Below are 17,217 nucleotides of genomic sequence, written 5' to 3' on the forward strand. Positions count from 1 at the left end.
CGCCCGGGAGCGTCTCGTACGCTCCCGGGCGGTTCCGTCCGCGGGCCGCCGGCTCAGGCGCGGTACGCGACCCGCAGCGGCAGGCGCTTGAGGCCCAGCACGAAGTTGAACCGGGTGTGCCACTCCAGCTCCGTGGAGGCCAGCTCGATCCTCCCGTAGCGCCGCAGCAGTTCGGTGATGGTCAGGCAGACCTCGGTCCGGCCGAGCATCGCGGCGATGCAGTAGTGCGGCCCGGAGCCGAAGGCGAGCGACTTCACGCCCTCGCGGCGCAGGTCCAGGCGGTCCGGGTCGGGGAACCTCGCCGGGTCGCGGTGGGCGGCGCCGAGGATCGCCAGGACGACGTCGCCGGCCGGGATGCGCTGCCCGGAGAGGACGAGGTCGTCGGTCAGGTGCCGCAGGATGACCTGCACCGTGGAGTTGTAGCGGGCCAGCTCCTCGAAGCAGTCGCCCATCATCCCCGGGTTCGCCCGCAGCAGCTCCAGCTGGTCGGGGTTGGTCAGCAGGGCGTGCAGGCTGTTGCCGATGACGTTGATCGTGGTCTCGTGCCCGGCGTTGAACAGCAGCAGCACCTGGGCGATCACGTCCTCGTCGCTGAGCCCCTCGCCGTCCTCGTCCTTCGCCATCAGCATGGTCAGGACGTCGTCCCGGGGCTCGGCCCGGCGCAGCTCCATCTGGTGCCGGATGTAGGCGCTGAACTCCGGCTCGGCCTGGTTCATCGCGTCCCGCATCCGCGGGGTGATCAGCGGGTCGATGATGTTGGCGATCGCGTTCGTCCACTTGAGGCACTTGTCCGCGTCCTCGATCGGAATGCCCAGCAGACCGCAGATCACCGCGACCGGGACGGGGGCGGCGAGCTGCTCGATCAGGTCGACCTCGCCCTCGCCCATGTCGTCGATCAGCCGGTTGACGATGCGCAGGATCTCCGGCTCCAGGCGCTGTACGGCGCGCGGCGTCACCGCCCGGGCGATGATGCGGCGCAGCTTGCGGTGCTCCTCGCCGTGCTTCACCAGCATCCAGCGGCTCAGGCTGCGCATCGCCGGGCTGTCGGGACCGCCGCGCTGCTCCGCGAACGCCGGATCCGTGGTGACGCTGGAGGACGCCTGCGGGGAGCGCAGGAACGCGTCCACGTCGTCGTACCGGCTGAGCGTCCAGAATCCGTACGGCGAATGGTGAATGGGTTCCGTCTCGCGCAGCCGCCGATAGTAGGCGTATCTGTTCCTATGGAGCTGCGGATCGTTGAGGTCGAAGAGAACCCTGGTCCTTTGCCGCTCCACCATGACCCGGCCAATCATCGCGAGGAAATTTTTCCCCCAGGCTCCGGCGGACGGTGATGAGGGGTCAACCCCTATCCTTCCCGGCGGCGTGCTGGTTAAGGGGGAATCCTTGAGGCTAGGGGTGGTTGACGGTGCCGGGCCGCGATTAGCCTGCGTCGGGCGGGACCGGTGAATTGGGCGGCTGGTGCACGCGGCGGCGGCGAAAGTCCAGGAATTCCCGTAACGGGCCGGCCGGTCGTCTCCGTCTATTCGTCGCGCCATCCGTGGAAGAGGGTTTCACCAGATGGTTGATAAGGATACGCTTCGCGATTATCTGAAGCGGGTCACCGCCGATCTCCACCGGACCAGGCAGCGTCTGGCCGATTTCGAGGCGGCGGACGCCGAACCGCTGGCGATCATCGGGATGAGTTGCCGGTTCCCCGGCGGCGTCCGTTCACCGGAGGACCTCTGGCGGCTGGTGGCCGACGGCGCCGACGCCATCGGCCCCTTCCCGGAGGACCGCGGCTGGGCCCTCGACCACCTCTTCGACGACGACCCGGACCGGGCCGCGACCAGCTACGTGCGCGAGGGCGGCTTCGTCACCGGGGCCACCGAGTTCGACCCCGGGTTCTTCGACATCTCGCCGCGCGAGGCGCTGGCGATGGACCCGCAGCAGCGGCTGCTGCTCCAGGCGTGCTGGGAGGCCGTCGAGCGCGCCCGCCTCGACCCCACCTCGCTGCGCGGCAGCGACACCGGCGTCTTCATCGGCGCCGGCGACCAGAAGTACACCGCGCTGGTCGCCGGGGCGCCGCACGAGGGCGGCGAGGGCTACCTGCTCACCGGCGGCGCCAGCGCCGTCATCTCGGGCCGGGTCTCCTACGCGATGGGCCTGGAGGGCCCCGCGATCACCGTGGACACCGCCTGCTCCTCCTCCCTGGTCGCGCTCCACCTGGCCGCCCGTTCGGTGCGCCAGGGCGAGTGCTCGCTGGCACTGGTCGGCGGCGTCACCGTGATGGCCACCCCGGGCGTGTTCACCGAGTTCAGCAAGCAGCGCGGGCTGGCCGGGGACGGCCGCTGCAAGTCCTTCGCCGCCGCGGCCGACGGCACCGGCTGGTCCGAGGGCGTCGGCGTGCTCCTGGTGGAGCGGCTCTCCGACGCGCGCCGGCTCGGGCACCCGGTGCTCGCCGTGGTGCGCGGCTCGGCGGCCAACCAGGACGGCGCCTCCAACGGGCTCACCGCCCCCAACGGGCCGTCCCAGCAGCGGGTCATCATGCAGGCCCTGGCCGGCGCCAAGCTGTCCACCGGGGACGTCGACCTGGTCGAGGCGCACGGCACCGGCACCGAGCTGGGCGACCCGATCGAGGCCCAGGCCCTGCTGGCCACCTACGGCCAGGGCCGGGCGCAGGACCGCCCGCTGTGGCTCGGCTCGGTCAAGTCCAACATCGGGCACGCCCAGGCCGCGGCCGGCGTGGCCGGCGTGATCAAGGCCGTGATGGCCCTGCGGCACGGCGTGCTGCCGGCCACCCTGCACGTCGACGGACCGACCCCGCACGTGGACTGGTCGGCCGGCGCGGTGGAACTGCTCACCGAGTCCCGGCCCTGGCCGCGCGGCGCCGAGCCGCGCCGCGCGGGCGTCTCCTCGTTCGGCATCAGCGGCACCAACGCCCACATCATCCTGGAGGAGGCCGACGAGCCCGCGGCCGACGAGCCGGCGGCCGCGGAGCCCGGGTCGGCGGAGGCCGTGGCAGGCCCGGCCGGCGGGGAACTCCCCTTCGTCCTCGGTGCCAAGAGCGAGGCCGCGCTGCGCGGCCTGGCCGCGCGGCTGCGCGCCCTGCTGACGGCCGACCCGGAGGTGCGCCCGGCGGACCTCGGCCGCTCGCTGGCCGTCACCCGCGCCGCGCTGAGCCACCGCGCGGTGGTCGTCGCGGCCGACCGCGCCGGCCTGCTGGCCGGCCTGGCCGCGCTGGAGGACGGCACCGAGAGCGGCCGGGTGGTGCGCGGCGCCGCCGCCCGCAGGAGCGGCAAGCTGGCCTTCCTGTTTACCGGCCAGGGCGCCCAGCGTGCCCGGATGGGCGCCGAACTGGCCGCCGCCCAGCCCGTGTTCGCCGAGGCCCTGGCCGAGGTGTGCGAACGGCTGGACCCGCACTTCGACCCGCCGCTGCGCGCCGTGCTCGACGCCGAGCCCGGCAGCGACACCGCCGCGCTGCTCGACCGGACCGCCTACACCCAGGCCGCGCTGTTCGCCGTCGAGGTGGCGCTGTACCGCCTGGCGACCGCCTTCGGCCCGGCCCCCGACTTCCTGCTCGGCCACTCGGTCGGCGAGGTCGCCGCCGCCCACGTCGCGGGCGCGCTCCCGCTGGACGACGCCTGCACCCTGGTCGCCGCGCGCGGCCGGCTGATGCAGGCGATGCCCGAGGGCGGCGCGATGCTCGCCGTCGGCGCGGACGAGGCGCGGGTCCGCGAGGACCTGGCCGCGGTGGCCGACCGGGTCGCCGTCGCCGCCGTCAACGGGCCGGCCTCGACGGTCGTCTCCGGCGACCGCGAAGCGGTCCTGGCGCTCGCCGCCACCTGGCGCGAACGCGGCCTGCGCACCCGCGAGCTGCGGGTCTCGCACGCCTTCCACTCGCCGCACATGGACGGCATGCTGGCGGAGTTCCGCGAGGTCGTCGCGGGGCTCGCGTTCCGGCCGCCGGTGATCCCGGTGGTCTCCAACCTCACCGGCGCCCCCGTCGGCGCCGAGCAGCTGGCCGACCCGGACCACTGGGTCCGGCAGGTCCGCGAGACCGTCCGGTTCGCCGACGGGGTCCGGCACCTCGACGGGCAGGGCGTCACCCGCTACCTCGAACTCGGGCCCGACGGCGTGCTCACCGCCATGGCCCGGGAGAGCCTCGCCCACCGCGAGGACACCGTCTTCCTGGCCCCGCTGCTGCGCCGCGACCGGCCCGAGCCGCTGAGCGTCGCCACCGCGCTGGCCGGCCTGCACGTGCACGGCGGCGCCGTCGACTGGGCCGCCGTCTTCGGTGACGGACGCCTGCTGGACCTGCCGACCTACGCCTTCGAGACCGCGCCGTACTGGCCCAACACCGCCTCCTGGCGCGGCGACGTCACCGCGGCGGGCCTGAGCGCCATCGGCCACCCGATGATCGGCGCCGGGATCTCGCTCGCCGGCGGGGACGAACTGCTGTTCACCGCACGGCTGTCCGCCGACGCCCACCCGTGGCTGGCCGACCACCGGGTGCACGGCCGGGTCGTCGTTCCGGGCACCGCCTTCGTCGAACTCGCCGTCCACGCGGGCGACCAGGCCGGCTGCGGGGACCTCGACGAACTGGTCCTGGAGGCCCCGCTGGCGCTGCCCGACCGCGGCGCGGTCCAGGTCCAGGTGGCGGTCGGCGCCGCCGGCCCGGACGGCCGCCGCACCGTCACGGTGCATGCCCGGCCCGAGGAGCGGGCCGACGACAACTGGCCGGACCGGCCCTGGACCCGGCACGCGACCGGCGTGCTGGCCCCCACCGCCGACGGCGCGGCGGCCGAACCGGCGCCGCAGCAGTGGCCCCCCGCCGACGCCGCCCCGGCCGACGTGGACGCCGTGTACGAGCTGCTGGACACGGCCGGACTGGCGTACGGCCCGGCCTTCCGCGGCCTGGCCGCCGCCTGGCGCCACGGTGACGCGATCCTGCTGGAGGCCCGGGCCAAAGACCCCGAGGAGGCCCGCCGCTACGGCCTGCACCCGGCGCTGCTGGACGCCGTCCTGCACGCCCTCGCGGTCCGTTCGACGGCCGACGGGGGAGCCGACGGCACCCCGCTCACCGCCGGACTGCCGTTCTCCTGGACCGGGGTCGCCCTGCGCGCCTCCGGCGCCCCCGGCCTCCGCGCCCGGATCACCCCGCTGGGTGAGGACGCGCTCTCCCTGGTGGCCTGGGACGGCGACGGCCGGCCGGTCGTCACCGTCGAGCGCCTCGTGCTGCGCGCGGCCGCCCCCGCCGGTCCGTCCGTCGACCCGGCCGGGCTGTACCGGGTCGACTGGCGGCGCCCGGCGGACGGCGGCACCGAGGTCGCCGTGCCCGCGGACCTCGCGCTGCTGGACGCCGAGGACGCCCTGGCCGCGGCCGTCGACGAGGACGGCCACGTGCCCGGAATCGTGGTGCTGCCCTGCCCGGCCGGCTCGGCCCAGGAGGCCGTCGCCTGGGTGCTGACGGTGCTCCAGGACTGGCTGGCCGACGACCGCTTCACACCCGCCCGCCTGGTGGTGCTCACCCGCGACGCGGTCGCCGCCGCCCCCGGCGACCCGGTCGCCGACCCGGCCGGCGCCGCCGCCTGGGGCCTGGTGCGCACCGCGCAGACCGAGCACCCCGACCGCTTCGTCCTGCTGGACGCCCCCGCCGGGGTGCCGGTGCCGACCGAGGTGCTGACCGCCGCCGTCGCCTGCGGCGAACCCCAACTGGCGCTGCGCGACGGCGAACTCGCCGCCGCCCGACTGGTCCGCGCGGCCGTGCCCGCCGGCCTGCAGGCCCCGGCCGGAGCCGCGGCCTGGCGGCTGGACACCCGCGACCCGGGCACCCTGGAGGCCCTCGAACTGCTGCCGGTCGACCCGGCCGCCCCGCTGGCCTCCGGCGCGGTGCGGCTCGGCGTGCGCGCGGCGGGCCTGAACTTCCGCGACGTGCTGGGAGCGCTCGGCATGTACCCGGGCGAGGTCGTGCTCGGCGGCGAGGCCGCCGGCGTGGTGCTGGAGGTCGGACCGGACGTCGAGGGCCTGCGCCCGGGCGACCGGGTGTTCGGCCTCTGCCCGGCCGCGTTCGGCCCCGTCGCCGTCACCGACCACCGGCTGCTCGCGCCGATGCCCGCGCACTGGTCCTTCGCCGAGGCCGCGGCCGTCCCGATCGCCTACGCCACCGCCTACTACGGCCTGGTGGACCTGGCCGGCCTGCGGGCCGGCGAGTCGGTGCTGATCCACGCCGCCGCGGGCGGCGTCGGCACCGCCGCCGTCCAGGTCGCCCGGCACCTGGGCGCCGAGGTCTACGGCACCGCCAGCCCGGCCAAGTGGGAGGCGGTGCGCGCCCTGGGCGTCGCCGCCGACCGGATCGCCTCCTCCCGGGACACCGGCTTCGCCCGGCGCTTCGCCGAGGCCACCGACGGCCGCGGCATGGACGTGGTGCTGGACGCCCTGGCCGGCGAGTTCGTCGACGCCTCGCTCGACCTGCTGCCGCGCGGCGGCCGCTTCATCGAGATGGGCAAGACCGACGTCCGCGACCCCGGCGAGGTCGCCGCCCGCCACCCCGGCGTGCGCTACCAGGCCTTCGACCTGATCGAGGCCGGCCCCGAGCGGATCGGCGAGATCCTCGCCACCCTGCTGGAGCTGTTCCGCGCCGGCGAGCTGCGGCTGCCGCCGCTGCGCGCCTGGGACGTGCGCACCGCCCCCGAGGCGTTCCGCCACGTCGGCCAGGCCCGCCAGATCGGCAAGGTCGTCCTCACCCTGCCGCGCGCCTTCGACCCGGACGGCACCGTCCTGGTCACCGGCGGCACCGGCGGCCTCGGCCGGGTCCTCGCCGAGCACCTGGCGACCGCCCACGGCGTCCGCCACCTCACCCTGCTCAGCCGTACCGGGCCCGCCGCCGAGGGCGCCGCCGCGCTCACCGAGGCGCTGGCCGAACGGGGCGCGCAGGTCGAACTGCTCGCCTGCGACGCCGCCGACCGGGACGCGCTCGCCGCGGTGCTGGCCGGGCTCGCCCGCCCGCTGACCGGGGTGTTCCACCTGGCCGGCGTGGTGGACGACGCCGTGGTCACCGGCCTGACCCCGCAGCGCGCCGCCGCCGTCCTGCGCGCCAAGGCGGACGCCGCCGCGCACCTGGACGAGCTGACCCGGCACGCCGACCTGGCGGCCTTCGTGCTCTACTCCTCCGCCGCCGGCACCCTGGGCAGCGCCGGGCAGGCCGGCTACGCCGCCGCCAACGCCTACCTCGACGCCCTCGCCCACCGCCGGCGCGCCGCCGGGCTGCCCGCGCTGTCGCTGGCCTGGGGCGCGTGGCAGGACACCGCCGGCATGACCAGCCGGCTCACCGGGGCCGAGCGCGAGCGCATCGCCCGCTCCGCCTTCCCGCCGCTCTCCGTCGAGCGCGGCCTCGCGGCCCTGGACGCGGCGCTCGCCCTGCCCCACCCGGCGCTGGTCGCCACCGGGCTGGACCAGGCCGCCCTGGCCGCCGGCGCGGGGTCGCTGCCGCCGCTGCTGCGCGAACTCGTCCGCGGCGGCACCCGGCGCGTCTCCGGCGCCGACCCGGCCGCCGCCGGTTCGACCCTCGGCCGCCGGCTGGCCGGACTCGGCGCGGAGGACCGGCTCCGGCTGCTGCTGGAGCAGGTGCGCGGCCAGGCCGCCGCCGTGCTCGGCTTCGCCGGGCCCGAACCGGTCGACCCGAACCGGGCGTTCAAGGAGCTCGGGGTCGACTCGCTGACCGCGGTCGAGCTGCGCAACCGGCTCTCCGCCGTCACCGGGCTGCGGCTGCCGGCCACCCTGGTCTTCGACCACCCGACCCCGGCGCTGCTCGCCGAGGAACTCGGTCGCGAACTGCTCGGAGAGACCGAGGCCGAGCCCGCGTCCGGGACCGCCACCGCCGGCCCGGCCCCGGTGGCCGCCACCGGCCCGGCCGACGACCCGCTGGCGATCATCGGCATGAGCTGCCGACTGCCCGGCGGCGCCGACACCCCCGAGGGGCTGTGGCGGATCGTCAGCCAGGGCGTGGACGCCATGACCCCGGTGCCCACCGACCGCGGCTGGGACCTCGGAGCCTTCCCGGAGGGCTTCGCGGACGGCCTCGACGGCGGCTTCGTCGACGGCCTGGCCGACTTCGACCCCGCCTTCTTCGGCATCAGCCCGCGCGAGGCCCTGGCGATGGACCCGCAGCAGCGGCTGCTGCTGGAGACGGCCTGGGAGGCGATCGAGAGCGCCGGGATCGACCCGACCACGCTGCACGGCAGCCCGACCGGCGTCTTCGTCGGCAACGCCACCACCGGCTACAGCGTCGGCGCCACCGAGGTGCCCGAGGGCATCGGCCCGCACCTGATGCTCGGCACCGCCGCCTCCGTCACCTCCGGCCGGGTCGCGTACAGCCTCGGCCTGGAGGGCCCGGCGCTGTCCATCGACACCGCCTGCTCCTCCTCGCTGGTGGCGCTGCACACGGCGGGCGAGGCGCTCGGGCGCGGCGACTGCTCGCTCGCCCTGGTCGGCGGCGTGACCCTGATGGTCGTGCCGACCATGTTCGTCGAGGGCACCCAGGGCGGCGCGGTCTCCACCGACGGCCGCTGCAAGGCCTTCGCCGCCGCCGCCGACGGCACCGGCTGGGGCGAGGGCGCCGGCATGCTGCTGGTCGAGCGGCTCTCCGACGCCCGCCGCAACGGCCACCGGGTGCTGGCCCTGGTCCGCGGCACCGCCGTCAACCACGACGGCGCCAGCAACGGGCTGACCGCCCCCAGCGGCCGGGCCCAGCAGAAGGTCATCCGGCAGGCGCTGAGCGCCGCCCGGCTCGCCCCCGGCGACGTCGACGCCATCGAGGCGCACGGCACCGGCACCGAGCTGGGCGACCCGATCGAGGCACGGGCGCTCCAGGCCGTCTACGGCCGGGACCGGGAGGCCGACCGCCCGGTGTGGCTCGGCTCGGTCAAGTCCAACATCGGGCACACCCAGTCCGCGGGCGGCGTCGCCGCCGTGATCAAGATGGTCCAGGCGATGCGGCACGACCTGCTGCCCGCCACCCTGCACGTGGACGAGCCGACCCCGCACGTGGACTGGTCGGCGGGCGCGCTGCGCCTGCTCACCGAACCGGTGCCGTGGCCGCGGGGCGGTCGCACCCGCCGGGCGGGCGTCTCCTCGTTCGGCATGAGCGGCACCAACGTCCACGTGATCCTGGAGGAGGCGCCGGAGCGGGCCGAGGCCCCGGCGCGGCCGGCCGCCCCGTCCCTGGACGGCGCCCCCACCCCCTGGCTGCTGTCCGCCCGCGGCGAGGCCGCGCTGCGCGCGCAGGCCGCACGGCTGCGCGAACACCTCTCCACCCGGCCGGAACTGACGGACGGTCAGATCGCCGGAGCGCTGTCGTCCGGCCGCTCCGCCTTCGACCACCGCGCGGTGCTCCTCGCCGACGACCGGGAGTCCTTCACCGAGCTGCTGACGGCGCTCGCCGAGGACCGGACGGCCGAGGGCCTGGTGCGCGGCGTCGCCGCCGCCGGGGGCCGCACCGTGTTCGTCTTCCCCGGCCAGGGCACCCAGTGGGCCGGCATGGCCGCCGGTCTACTGGAGGCCTCCGAGGTCTTCCGCGACTCCGTCCGGGCCTGTGACACCGCCCTGGCCCAGTACGCCGACTGGTCGGTGGAGGACGTGCTGCGCGGCGCCGAGGACGCCCCGCCGATCGAGCGGATGGACGTCGTCCAGCCCGTGCTGTTCACCATGATGGTGTCGCTGGCCGCGCTCTGGCGCTCGCACGGCATCACCCCCGCCGCCGTGGTGGGGCACTCCCAGGGGGAGATCGCGGCGGCCCACGTCGCGGGCGCGCTCACACTGTCCGACGCGATGCGGATCGTCGCGCTGCGCAGCCGGATGCTCCTGGCGCTCGCCGGACAGGGCGCCATGGCATCGGTCTCGCTGCCCGAGGACGAGGTGGCCGCCCGGATCGAGGCCTGGCCGGGCGAGCTGCACATCGCCGCCGTCAACGGCCCGCGCTCGATCGTGGTCGCCGGAGACCCGGGGACGGTCGACGGGTTCGTCGAGGCGCTGGCCGCCGAGGACGTGCGGGTGCGCAAGGTCCGGGTCAACGGCGCCGGCCACTCGCCGCAGGTCGAGCCGCTGCGCGAGGCCGTGCTGGAGGCGCTGGCCGGCATCGAGCCGCAGCCCGCCCGGACGGCCTTCTACTCCACCGTGACCGGCGGCGCGCTCGACACCACCGAGCTGGACACCGCCTACTGGTACCGCAACATGCGCGAGCCGGTCCGGTTCGCCCACGCCGTCCGCTCCCTGCTGGAGGACGGCTACCGCACCTTCGTCGAGTCCAGCCCGCACCCGGTGCTGGGCCCCGGCGTGCAGGAGGCCGCCGAGGAACTCCCCGGCACCGGCGAGGTGACCGTGGTCGGCACCCTGCGCCGCGACGAGGGCGGCCCGGCCCGGTTCCTGCGCTCGCTCGCCGAGGCACACGTCCACGGCGCCCGCCCGGACTGGTCCACAGTCCTCGGCGGCGCCCCGGCCACCCCCGTCGAGCTGCCCACCTACGCGTTCCAGCGGCAGCGCTACTGGCTCGACCTGCCGGCGGCGCACGGCGCCGCGGCCGGCGACGCCCTGCGCGACCCGGCCGAGGAGCGGTTCTGGGCGGCGGTCTCCGAGGCAGACCCGGCCGGGCTGGCCGAGGCGCTCGGCGTGGACGACCCGGACGCCCGCGCCGCGCTGGCCGCCGCCGCGCCCGCGCTGCCGGTGCTCTCCTCCTGGCGGGCACGCCGCCGGGACGGCTCCACCATCGACAACTGGCGCTACCGGGTGCGCTGGCGGCGCATCGCCCGCACCGAGGGCGCCGAACTCTCCGGCACCTGGCTGCTGGTCGTCCCGGGCGGCGAGGACGACGGGACCGCCGCGTTCTGCGCCCGGGCGCTCGGCGAGCACGGGGCCCGCGTGGTGACCGTCTCGCCCGCCGCCGACGACCCGTCCGGCGACGGCCTCGGCGAGCGGATCGCCGAGGCGGTGGCCGAGGGGCCGGCCGGCGTGCTCTCGCTGCTGGCCCTGGACGAGGAGACCCACCCGGACCACCCGGTGCTCTCCCGCGGGCTGGCCCGCACCCTCGCCCTGGTCCGGGCCGTGGAGGCGGCCGGCGGCACGGCACCGCTCTGGATCGCCACCCGGGCCGCGGTCTCGGTCGGGGCCGCCGACCCGCTGACCCGCCCGGAGCAGGCCGGCGCCTGGGGCCTCGGCCTGACCGCCGGACTGGAGCTCACCGGCCGTCGGATCGGCCTGCTCGACCTGCCCGCCGACCCGGACGACCGCACCCTCGCCCGGGTGGCCGCCGTGCTCCACGGCGCCACCGGCGAGGACCAGGTGGCCCTGCGGGCCGCCGGTGTCTTCGGCCGCCGGATGGTCCGGGCCCCGCGCGAGGACGCCGCGGGCCCGGACGGCTGGCAGCCCCGCGGCACCGTCCTGGTCACCGGCGGGACGGGCGCCGTCGGCGGCCACGTGGCCCGCTGGCTGGCCCGGGCCGGCGCCGAACGGCTGGTGCTGGCCGGCCGGCGCGGACCGGCCGCCCCCGGCGCCGCGGAACTGGCCGCGGAGCTGACCGCGCTCGGCGCCGAGGTCCGGATCGAGGCCGTGGACGTCACCGACCGCTCCGCCGTCGCCGCCCTGCTGGCGCGGCTGCCGGAGCTCACCGCCGTCGTGCACGCGGCCGGCGTCGCCCAGAGCACGCCCGTGCTGCACACCGACGTCGCGGAACTGGCCGCCACCCTGGAGGCCAAGGTCGCCGGCGCCGTCCACCTGCACGAACTCGCCGGGGACGGCCTGGAGGCCTTCGTCCTGTTCTCCTCCGGCGCGGCCGTCTGGGGCGGCAGCGGCCAGGCCGCCTACGCGGCCGCCAACGCCCGCCTGGACGCGCTCGCCCAGTACCGGCGCTCGCTCGGGCTGCGCGCCACCTCGGTCGCCTGGGGCGGCTGGGCCGGCGGCGGCATGGCCACCGACGAGGCGATGGCCGTCCTCGGCCGGCGGGGCCTGGCCCTGATGGACCCGCAGCTCGCGGTCACCGCGCTCGGCCAGGCGCTCGCCGACGACGAGACCCTGCTGACCGTCGCCGACATCGACTGGGCCGCCTTCGCCCCGGCCTACAGCGCCGCCCGCGAGCGGCCGCTGGTCGACGAGATCCCCGAGGCCCGGGAGGCGCTCGCCGACTCCGGGCCGCCGACCGCGGCGCCCGCGGGCGAGGGCGAGTTCGCCCAGCGGCTGGCCGCCCTCCCCGCGGGCGAGCGCGGCCGGGTCGTCCTCGACCTGGTCCGCACCCACACCGCCGCCGTGCTCGGCTACCCCGGGCCCGGGGACGTCGAGCCCGCCCGGGCGTTCCGCGAGGTCGGCCTGGACTCGATCATGGCGGTCGAGGTCCGCAACCGGCTGCGCACCGCCACCGGGCTGCGGCTGCCGGCCACCATGGTCTTCGACCACCCGACGCCGGCCGCCGTCGCCGACCACCTGGCCACCCTGCTGCTCGGCGCCCCGGCCACCGCGGCCCCCGCGCCGGAGCACGGCGCGGCGCCCGCGGACGACGACCCGATCGCCATCGTCGGCATCGGCTGCCGCTTCCCCGGCGGCGTCCGCTCCCCGGAGGACCTGTGGGAGCTGGTGCTGGCCCGCCAGGACGCCGTCACCCCGTTCCCCACCGACCGCGGCTGGGACCTGGACGCGCTCTACCACCCCGACCCGGACCGGCCCGGCACCACCTACGTCCGCGAGGGCGGCTTCCTGGAGGGCGCCGGCCACTTCGACGCCGAGTTCTTCGGCATCAGCCCGCGCGAGGCGATCACCCTGGACCCCCAGCAGCGGGTGCTGCTGGAGGCGGCCTGGGAGGCCCTGGAGCGGGCCCGGATCAACCCGGCGACGATGGCCGGCGCCAAGGCCGGCGTCTACGTCGGCACCTCCTTCCAGGGCTACGGCGTGGACGCGCAGGACGGCATCGCCGCCTCCGAGGGCTTCTTCCTGGCCGGGACGGGCACCGCCGCGGTGTCCGGGCGGCTCGCGTACACGCTCGGCCTGGAGGGCCCGGCGGTCACCGTGGACACCGCCTGCTCCTCCTCGCTGGTGGCGCTGCACCTCGCCTGGCAGGCGGTGCGCAACGGCGAGTGCACGCTCGCCCTGGCCGGCGGCGTCACCGTGCTGCCCACCCCGGTCTCCTTCACCGAGTTCAGCCGCCAGCGCGGCCTGGCGCCGGACGGCCGCTGCAAGGCGTTCGCCGCCGACGCCGACGGCACCAACTGGGGCGAGGGCGTCGGCGTGGTGGTCCTGGAGCGCCTCTCGGAGGCGCGCCGCAACGGCCACCCCGTGCTCGCCCTGTACACCGGATCGGCGACCAACCAGGACGGCGCCTCCAACGGCCTGACCGCACCCAACGGGCCGTCCCAGCAGCGGGTCATCCGCCAGGCGCTGGCCAGCGCCGGGGTGCGGCCGAGCGACATCGACCTGGTCGAGGCGCACGGCACCGGCACCTCGCTCGGCGACCCGATCGAGGCCCAGGCCGTCATCGCGACGTACGGTCAGGACCGCCCCGAGGACCGGCCGGTCGGGCTCGGCTCGCTGAAGTCCAACATCGGGCACACCCAGTCCGTCTCCGGCGTCGCCGGCGTGATCAAGACCGTGATGGCGCTGCGCGCCGGCGTCCTGCCGCCGACCCTGTTCGCCGAGGAGCCGACCCCGCACGTCGACTGGAGCGCGGGCCGGGTCGAGCTGCTGACCGAGGCCCGCCCCTGGCCGAGCACCGAGGGCCCGCGCCGGGCCGGCGTCTCCTCCTTCGGCGGGACCGGCACGAACGCCCACGCCGTCCTGGAGCAGGCCCCGGAGCCCGAGGAGGAGCCGCGCGCGGAGCGCGAGGCCGGCGCGCTGCCCTTCGTGCTCTCCGCCCGCGGCCCGCAGGCCCTGCGCGAGCAGGCCGAACGGCTGCTGGCGCACCTGGACGCCGAGCCCGCGGCGGACCTCGGCGACCTCGCCTACTCGCTGGCGACCACCCGCACCCCGTTCGCCGAGCGCGCCGTGGTGCTCGCCGCCGACCGGGCCGAGCTGCGCGGCGGCCTCGCCGGGCTGGCCGCGGGGCAGACCCCCGAAGGCACCCCGACCGGCTCGGCCGTGAACGGCCGCACCGTGTTCGTGTTCGCCGGCCAGGGCGCCCAGTGGGCCGGCATGGCCGCCGGGCTGATGGACTCCTCGGAGGTCTTCGCCGAGCACATCGCCGCCTGCGACGAGGCGCTCGCCCCGTACACCGACTGGTCGTTGGTGGACGTGGTGCGCGGCGTCGAGGGCGCGGCCGCGCTGGACCGGGTCGACGTGGTCCAGCCGGCCCTGTGGGCGATGATGGTCTCGCTCGCCGCGGTCTGGCGCTCCTGGGGCGTCGAACCGGACGCGGTGATCGGCCACTCGCAGGGCGAGATCGCGGCCGCCTGCGTGATCGGCGCGCTGTCGCTGGAGGACGCCGCCCGGGTGGTGGCCGTGCGCAGCCGGGCGATCACCGCGCTGTCCGGCAAGGGCGGCATGGTCTCGGTCGCGCTCCCCGCCGCGAAGGCCGGGGAACGGATCGCCCCGTGGACGGGGCGGCTCTCCGTCGCCGCCGTCAACGGGCCCTCCTCCGTGGTGGTCTCGGGCGAGACCGGGGCCCTGGAGGAGTTCTTCGCCGGCTGCGAGGCGGACGGGGTCCGGGTCCGCCGGATCGCGGTCGACTACGCCTCGCACTCGGCCCAGGTCGAGGCCGTCGAGGAGCGGCTGGCCGCGGAACTCGCCGGGATCACCCCGCGCTCCTCCGCGGTCTCCTTCTACTCCACCGCGCTCGGCCGCTGGACGGACTCCGCCGAGCTGGACGCCGGGTACTGGTACCGCAACCTGCGCAACACGGTCGGCTTCGAGCAGGCCGTGCGCGCCGTCGCGGCCGAGGGCTACCGGCACTTCGTCGAGGCCAGCCCGCACCCGATGCACACCGTCGGCATCCAGGAGACCCTGGACGACCTGGACGAGGCCGTCACCGGCGGCGGCGCCGTGGTCGGCTCGCTGCGGCGCGACCAGGGCGGCCTGGACCGGCTGTGGACCTCCGCCGCCGAGGCGCACGTGCGCGGCCTCGCCGTGGACTGGGCGCGGCTGCTCGGCGGCCTCGGCGCCCGCACCGTCGACCTGCCCACCTACGCCTTCCAGAGCAGGCGCTACTGGCTCGGCGGCTCCGGGGCCGGCTCCGGCGCGGCCGAGGCCGCCACGGCCGGGCTCGGCGTCACCGGGCACCCGCTGCTCGGCGCCGCCGCCGACCTCGCCGGGCTGGACGCCGTCCTGATGACCGGCCGGCTCTCCCGCCGCTCCCAGCCCTGGCTGGCCGACCACGCCGTGCTCGGCACCGTCCTGCTGCCCGGTACCGCCTTCGTCGAGATCGCGGTGCAGGCCGGCGCGCAGGTCGGCTGCGACCACGTCGAGGAGCTCACCCTGGAGACCCCGCTGCTCCTTCCGGAGCACGGCGCGGTACGCCTGCAGGCCGTCGTCCAGGCCCCGGACGCCGCGGGACGCCGGATGCTGAGCGTCTACTCCCGGCCGGACGACGGCACGGCCGCCGCCGGCACCGACGGCTGGACCCGGCACGCCACCGCGACCCTGGCCCCGGAGCCGCCCGCCCCGGCGTTCGACCTCGCCCAGTGGCCGCCGCGGGACGCCGAGCCGATCGGCCTCGGCGGCTTCTACCAGGAGCTGGAGGCGCGCGGCTACGCGTACGGCCCGACCTTCCAGGGCCTGCGCGCCGCCTGGCGCCGGGACGAGCAGATCTTCGCCGAGGTGTCCCTGCCGGAGCCGGGCCCGGACGCCGAGCGCTTCGGCGTCCACCCGGCGCTGCTGGACGCGGCGCTGCACGGCATCGGCATGCTGCGGGCGCTGCACGAGTCCGAGCGCGGCGAACGGGCCCGGGCCGAGCTGCCGTTCGCCTGGCGCGGGGTCGGCTGCCACCAGCGGGGCGTCACCTCGCTGCGGGTCCGGCTGGCCTTCGCCGAGGCGGACGGGATCACCCTCCAGGCCGCGGACGACACCGGGCTCGCCGTCGCCTCGGTCGAGGCGCTGGTCTCCCGGCCGGTGCCGGACGGCCTCGGCACCGCCCCGGCCCCCGGACAGTCGCTGTTCCAGGTCGAGTGGACCGGGGCCGCCCCGGCCGGGGACACCCGGCCCGGCCGCCTGCTGCTGGCCGGTGACGACCCGTCCGGGCTCGCCGAGCGGCTCACCGCCGCCGGCGCCCCGCCCGAGCGCCACCGGGACCTCGCCGCGGTGGCGGCGGCGCTCACCGGCACCGACGAGCCCGCGACCGTCCTGGTCCCGCTCGCCGGCGCCACCGGCGGCGACCCGGCCGAGGCGGTCCGCACCGCCACCCACACGGCGCTGGCGCTGGCCCAGCAGTGGCTCGCCGACGACCGCTTCGGCTCCTCCCGCCTGGTGCTGGTCACCCGGGGCGCCGTCGCGGCCGACCCGGCCGAGGCCCCCGCCGACCTGCCCGCGGCGGCGGCCTGGGGCCTGCTGAAGTCCGCCCAGTCCGAGCACCCCGGCCGGTTCGTGCTGCTCGACGAGGACGGCCACGAGGACACCGCCGCGGCCCTGCTCGCCGCGCTGGGCACCGACGAGCCCCAGGCCGCGCTGCGGTCCGGCGCCGTGCGGGTGCCGAGGCTGGCCCGACTGGCCGTACCGGCCCGGCCGGACACCCCGGTGTTCGACCCGGACGGCACCGTGCTGATCACCGGCGGCACCGGCACCTTGGGCCAGGCGCTGGCCCGGCACCTGGTGATCGAGCACGGCGTCCGGCACCTGGTGCTGGCCGGCCGGCGCGGGCCGCAGGCCCCCGGCGCCGCCGAACTGGTCGCCGAACTGGCCGACCTGGGCGCCGAGGCCGAGATCGCGGCCTGCGACGTGGGCGACCGCACGGCGGCGGCCGCGCTGCTGGCCGGCATCCCGGCCGACGCCCCGCTGCGCACTGTCGTGCACGCGGTCGGCGAACTGGACGACGGCGTGCTCGTCGGGCTCGACCCGGCGCGCGTCGACCGGGTCCTGCACGCCAAGGTCGGCGGTGCGCTGCACCTGGCCGAGCTGACCCGCGGCACCGGACTGTCCGGCTTCCACCTCTTCTCCTCGGCGGCCGGCACCTTCGGCGGCGCGGGCCAGGCCAACTACGCCGCGGCCAACGCCTTCCTGGACGCCTTCGCCCAGGCCCGCCGGGCGGAGGGGCTCGACACGGTCTCCTTCGCGTGGGGC

Annotated in this window: 1 protein-coding gene and 1 pseudogene; one reads left to right on the forward strand and one right to left on the reverse strand. The window is 77.0% G+C overall.

What is annotated here, in order from left to right; all coding sequences use genetic code 11:
* Window positions 1-53: 53 nt before the first annotated feature.
* Entirely contained in the window at window positions 54-1,277 is a 1,224-nt protein-coding gene (locus ACFVUY_RS07790; protein ID WP_387728112.1) for a cytochrome P450, read from the reverse strand.
* Between the two features lie 280 nt (window positions 1,278-1,557).
* Between ACFVUY_RS07790 and ACFVUY_RS07795 the strand changes: the two are divergent.
* Window positions 1,558-17,214 (forward strand): annotated as a pseudogene (locus ACFVUY_RS07795) (type I polyketide synthase); the annotation flags it as partial.
* Window positions 17,215-17,217: the final 3 nt, after the last annotated feature.

The sequence above is a fragment of the Kitasatospora sp. NPDC058063 genome, from assembly GCF_042885395.1.
Taxonomy (GTDB): domain Bacteria; phylum Actinomycetota; class Actinomycetes; order Streptomycetales; family Streptomycetaceae; genus Kitasatospora; species Kitasatospora lactacystinica.

Bases quoted from the DNA above. Each gene is read 5' to 3' on its own strand.
- ACFVUY_RS07790 (WP_387728112.1), bottom strand. From the start codon at position 1,277: ATGGTGGAGCGGCAAAGGACCAGGGTTCTCTTCGACCTCAACGATCCG.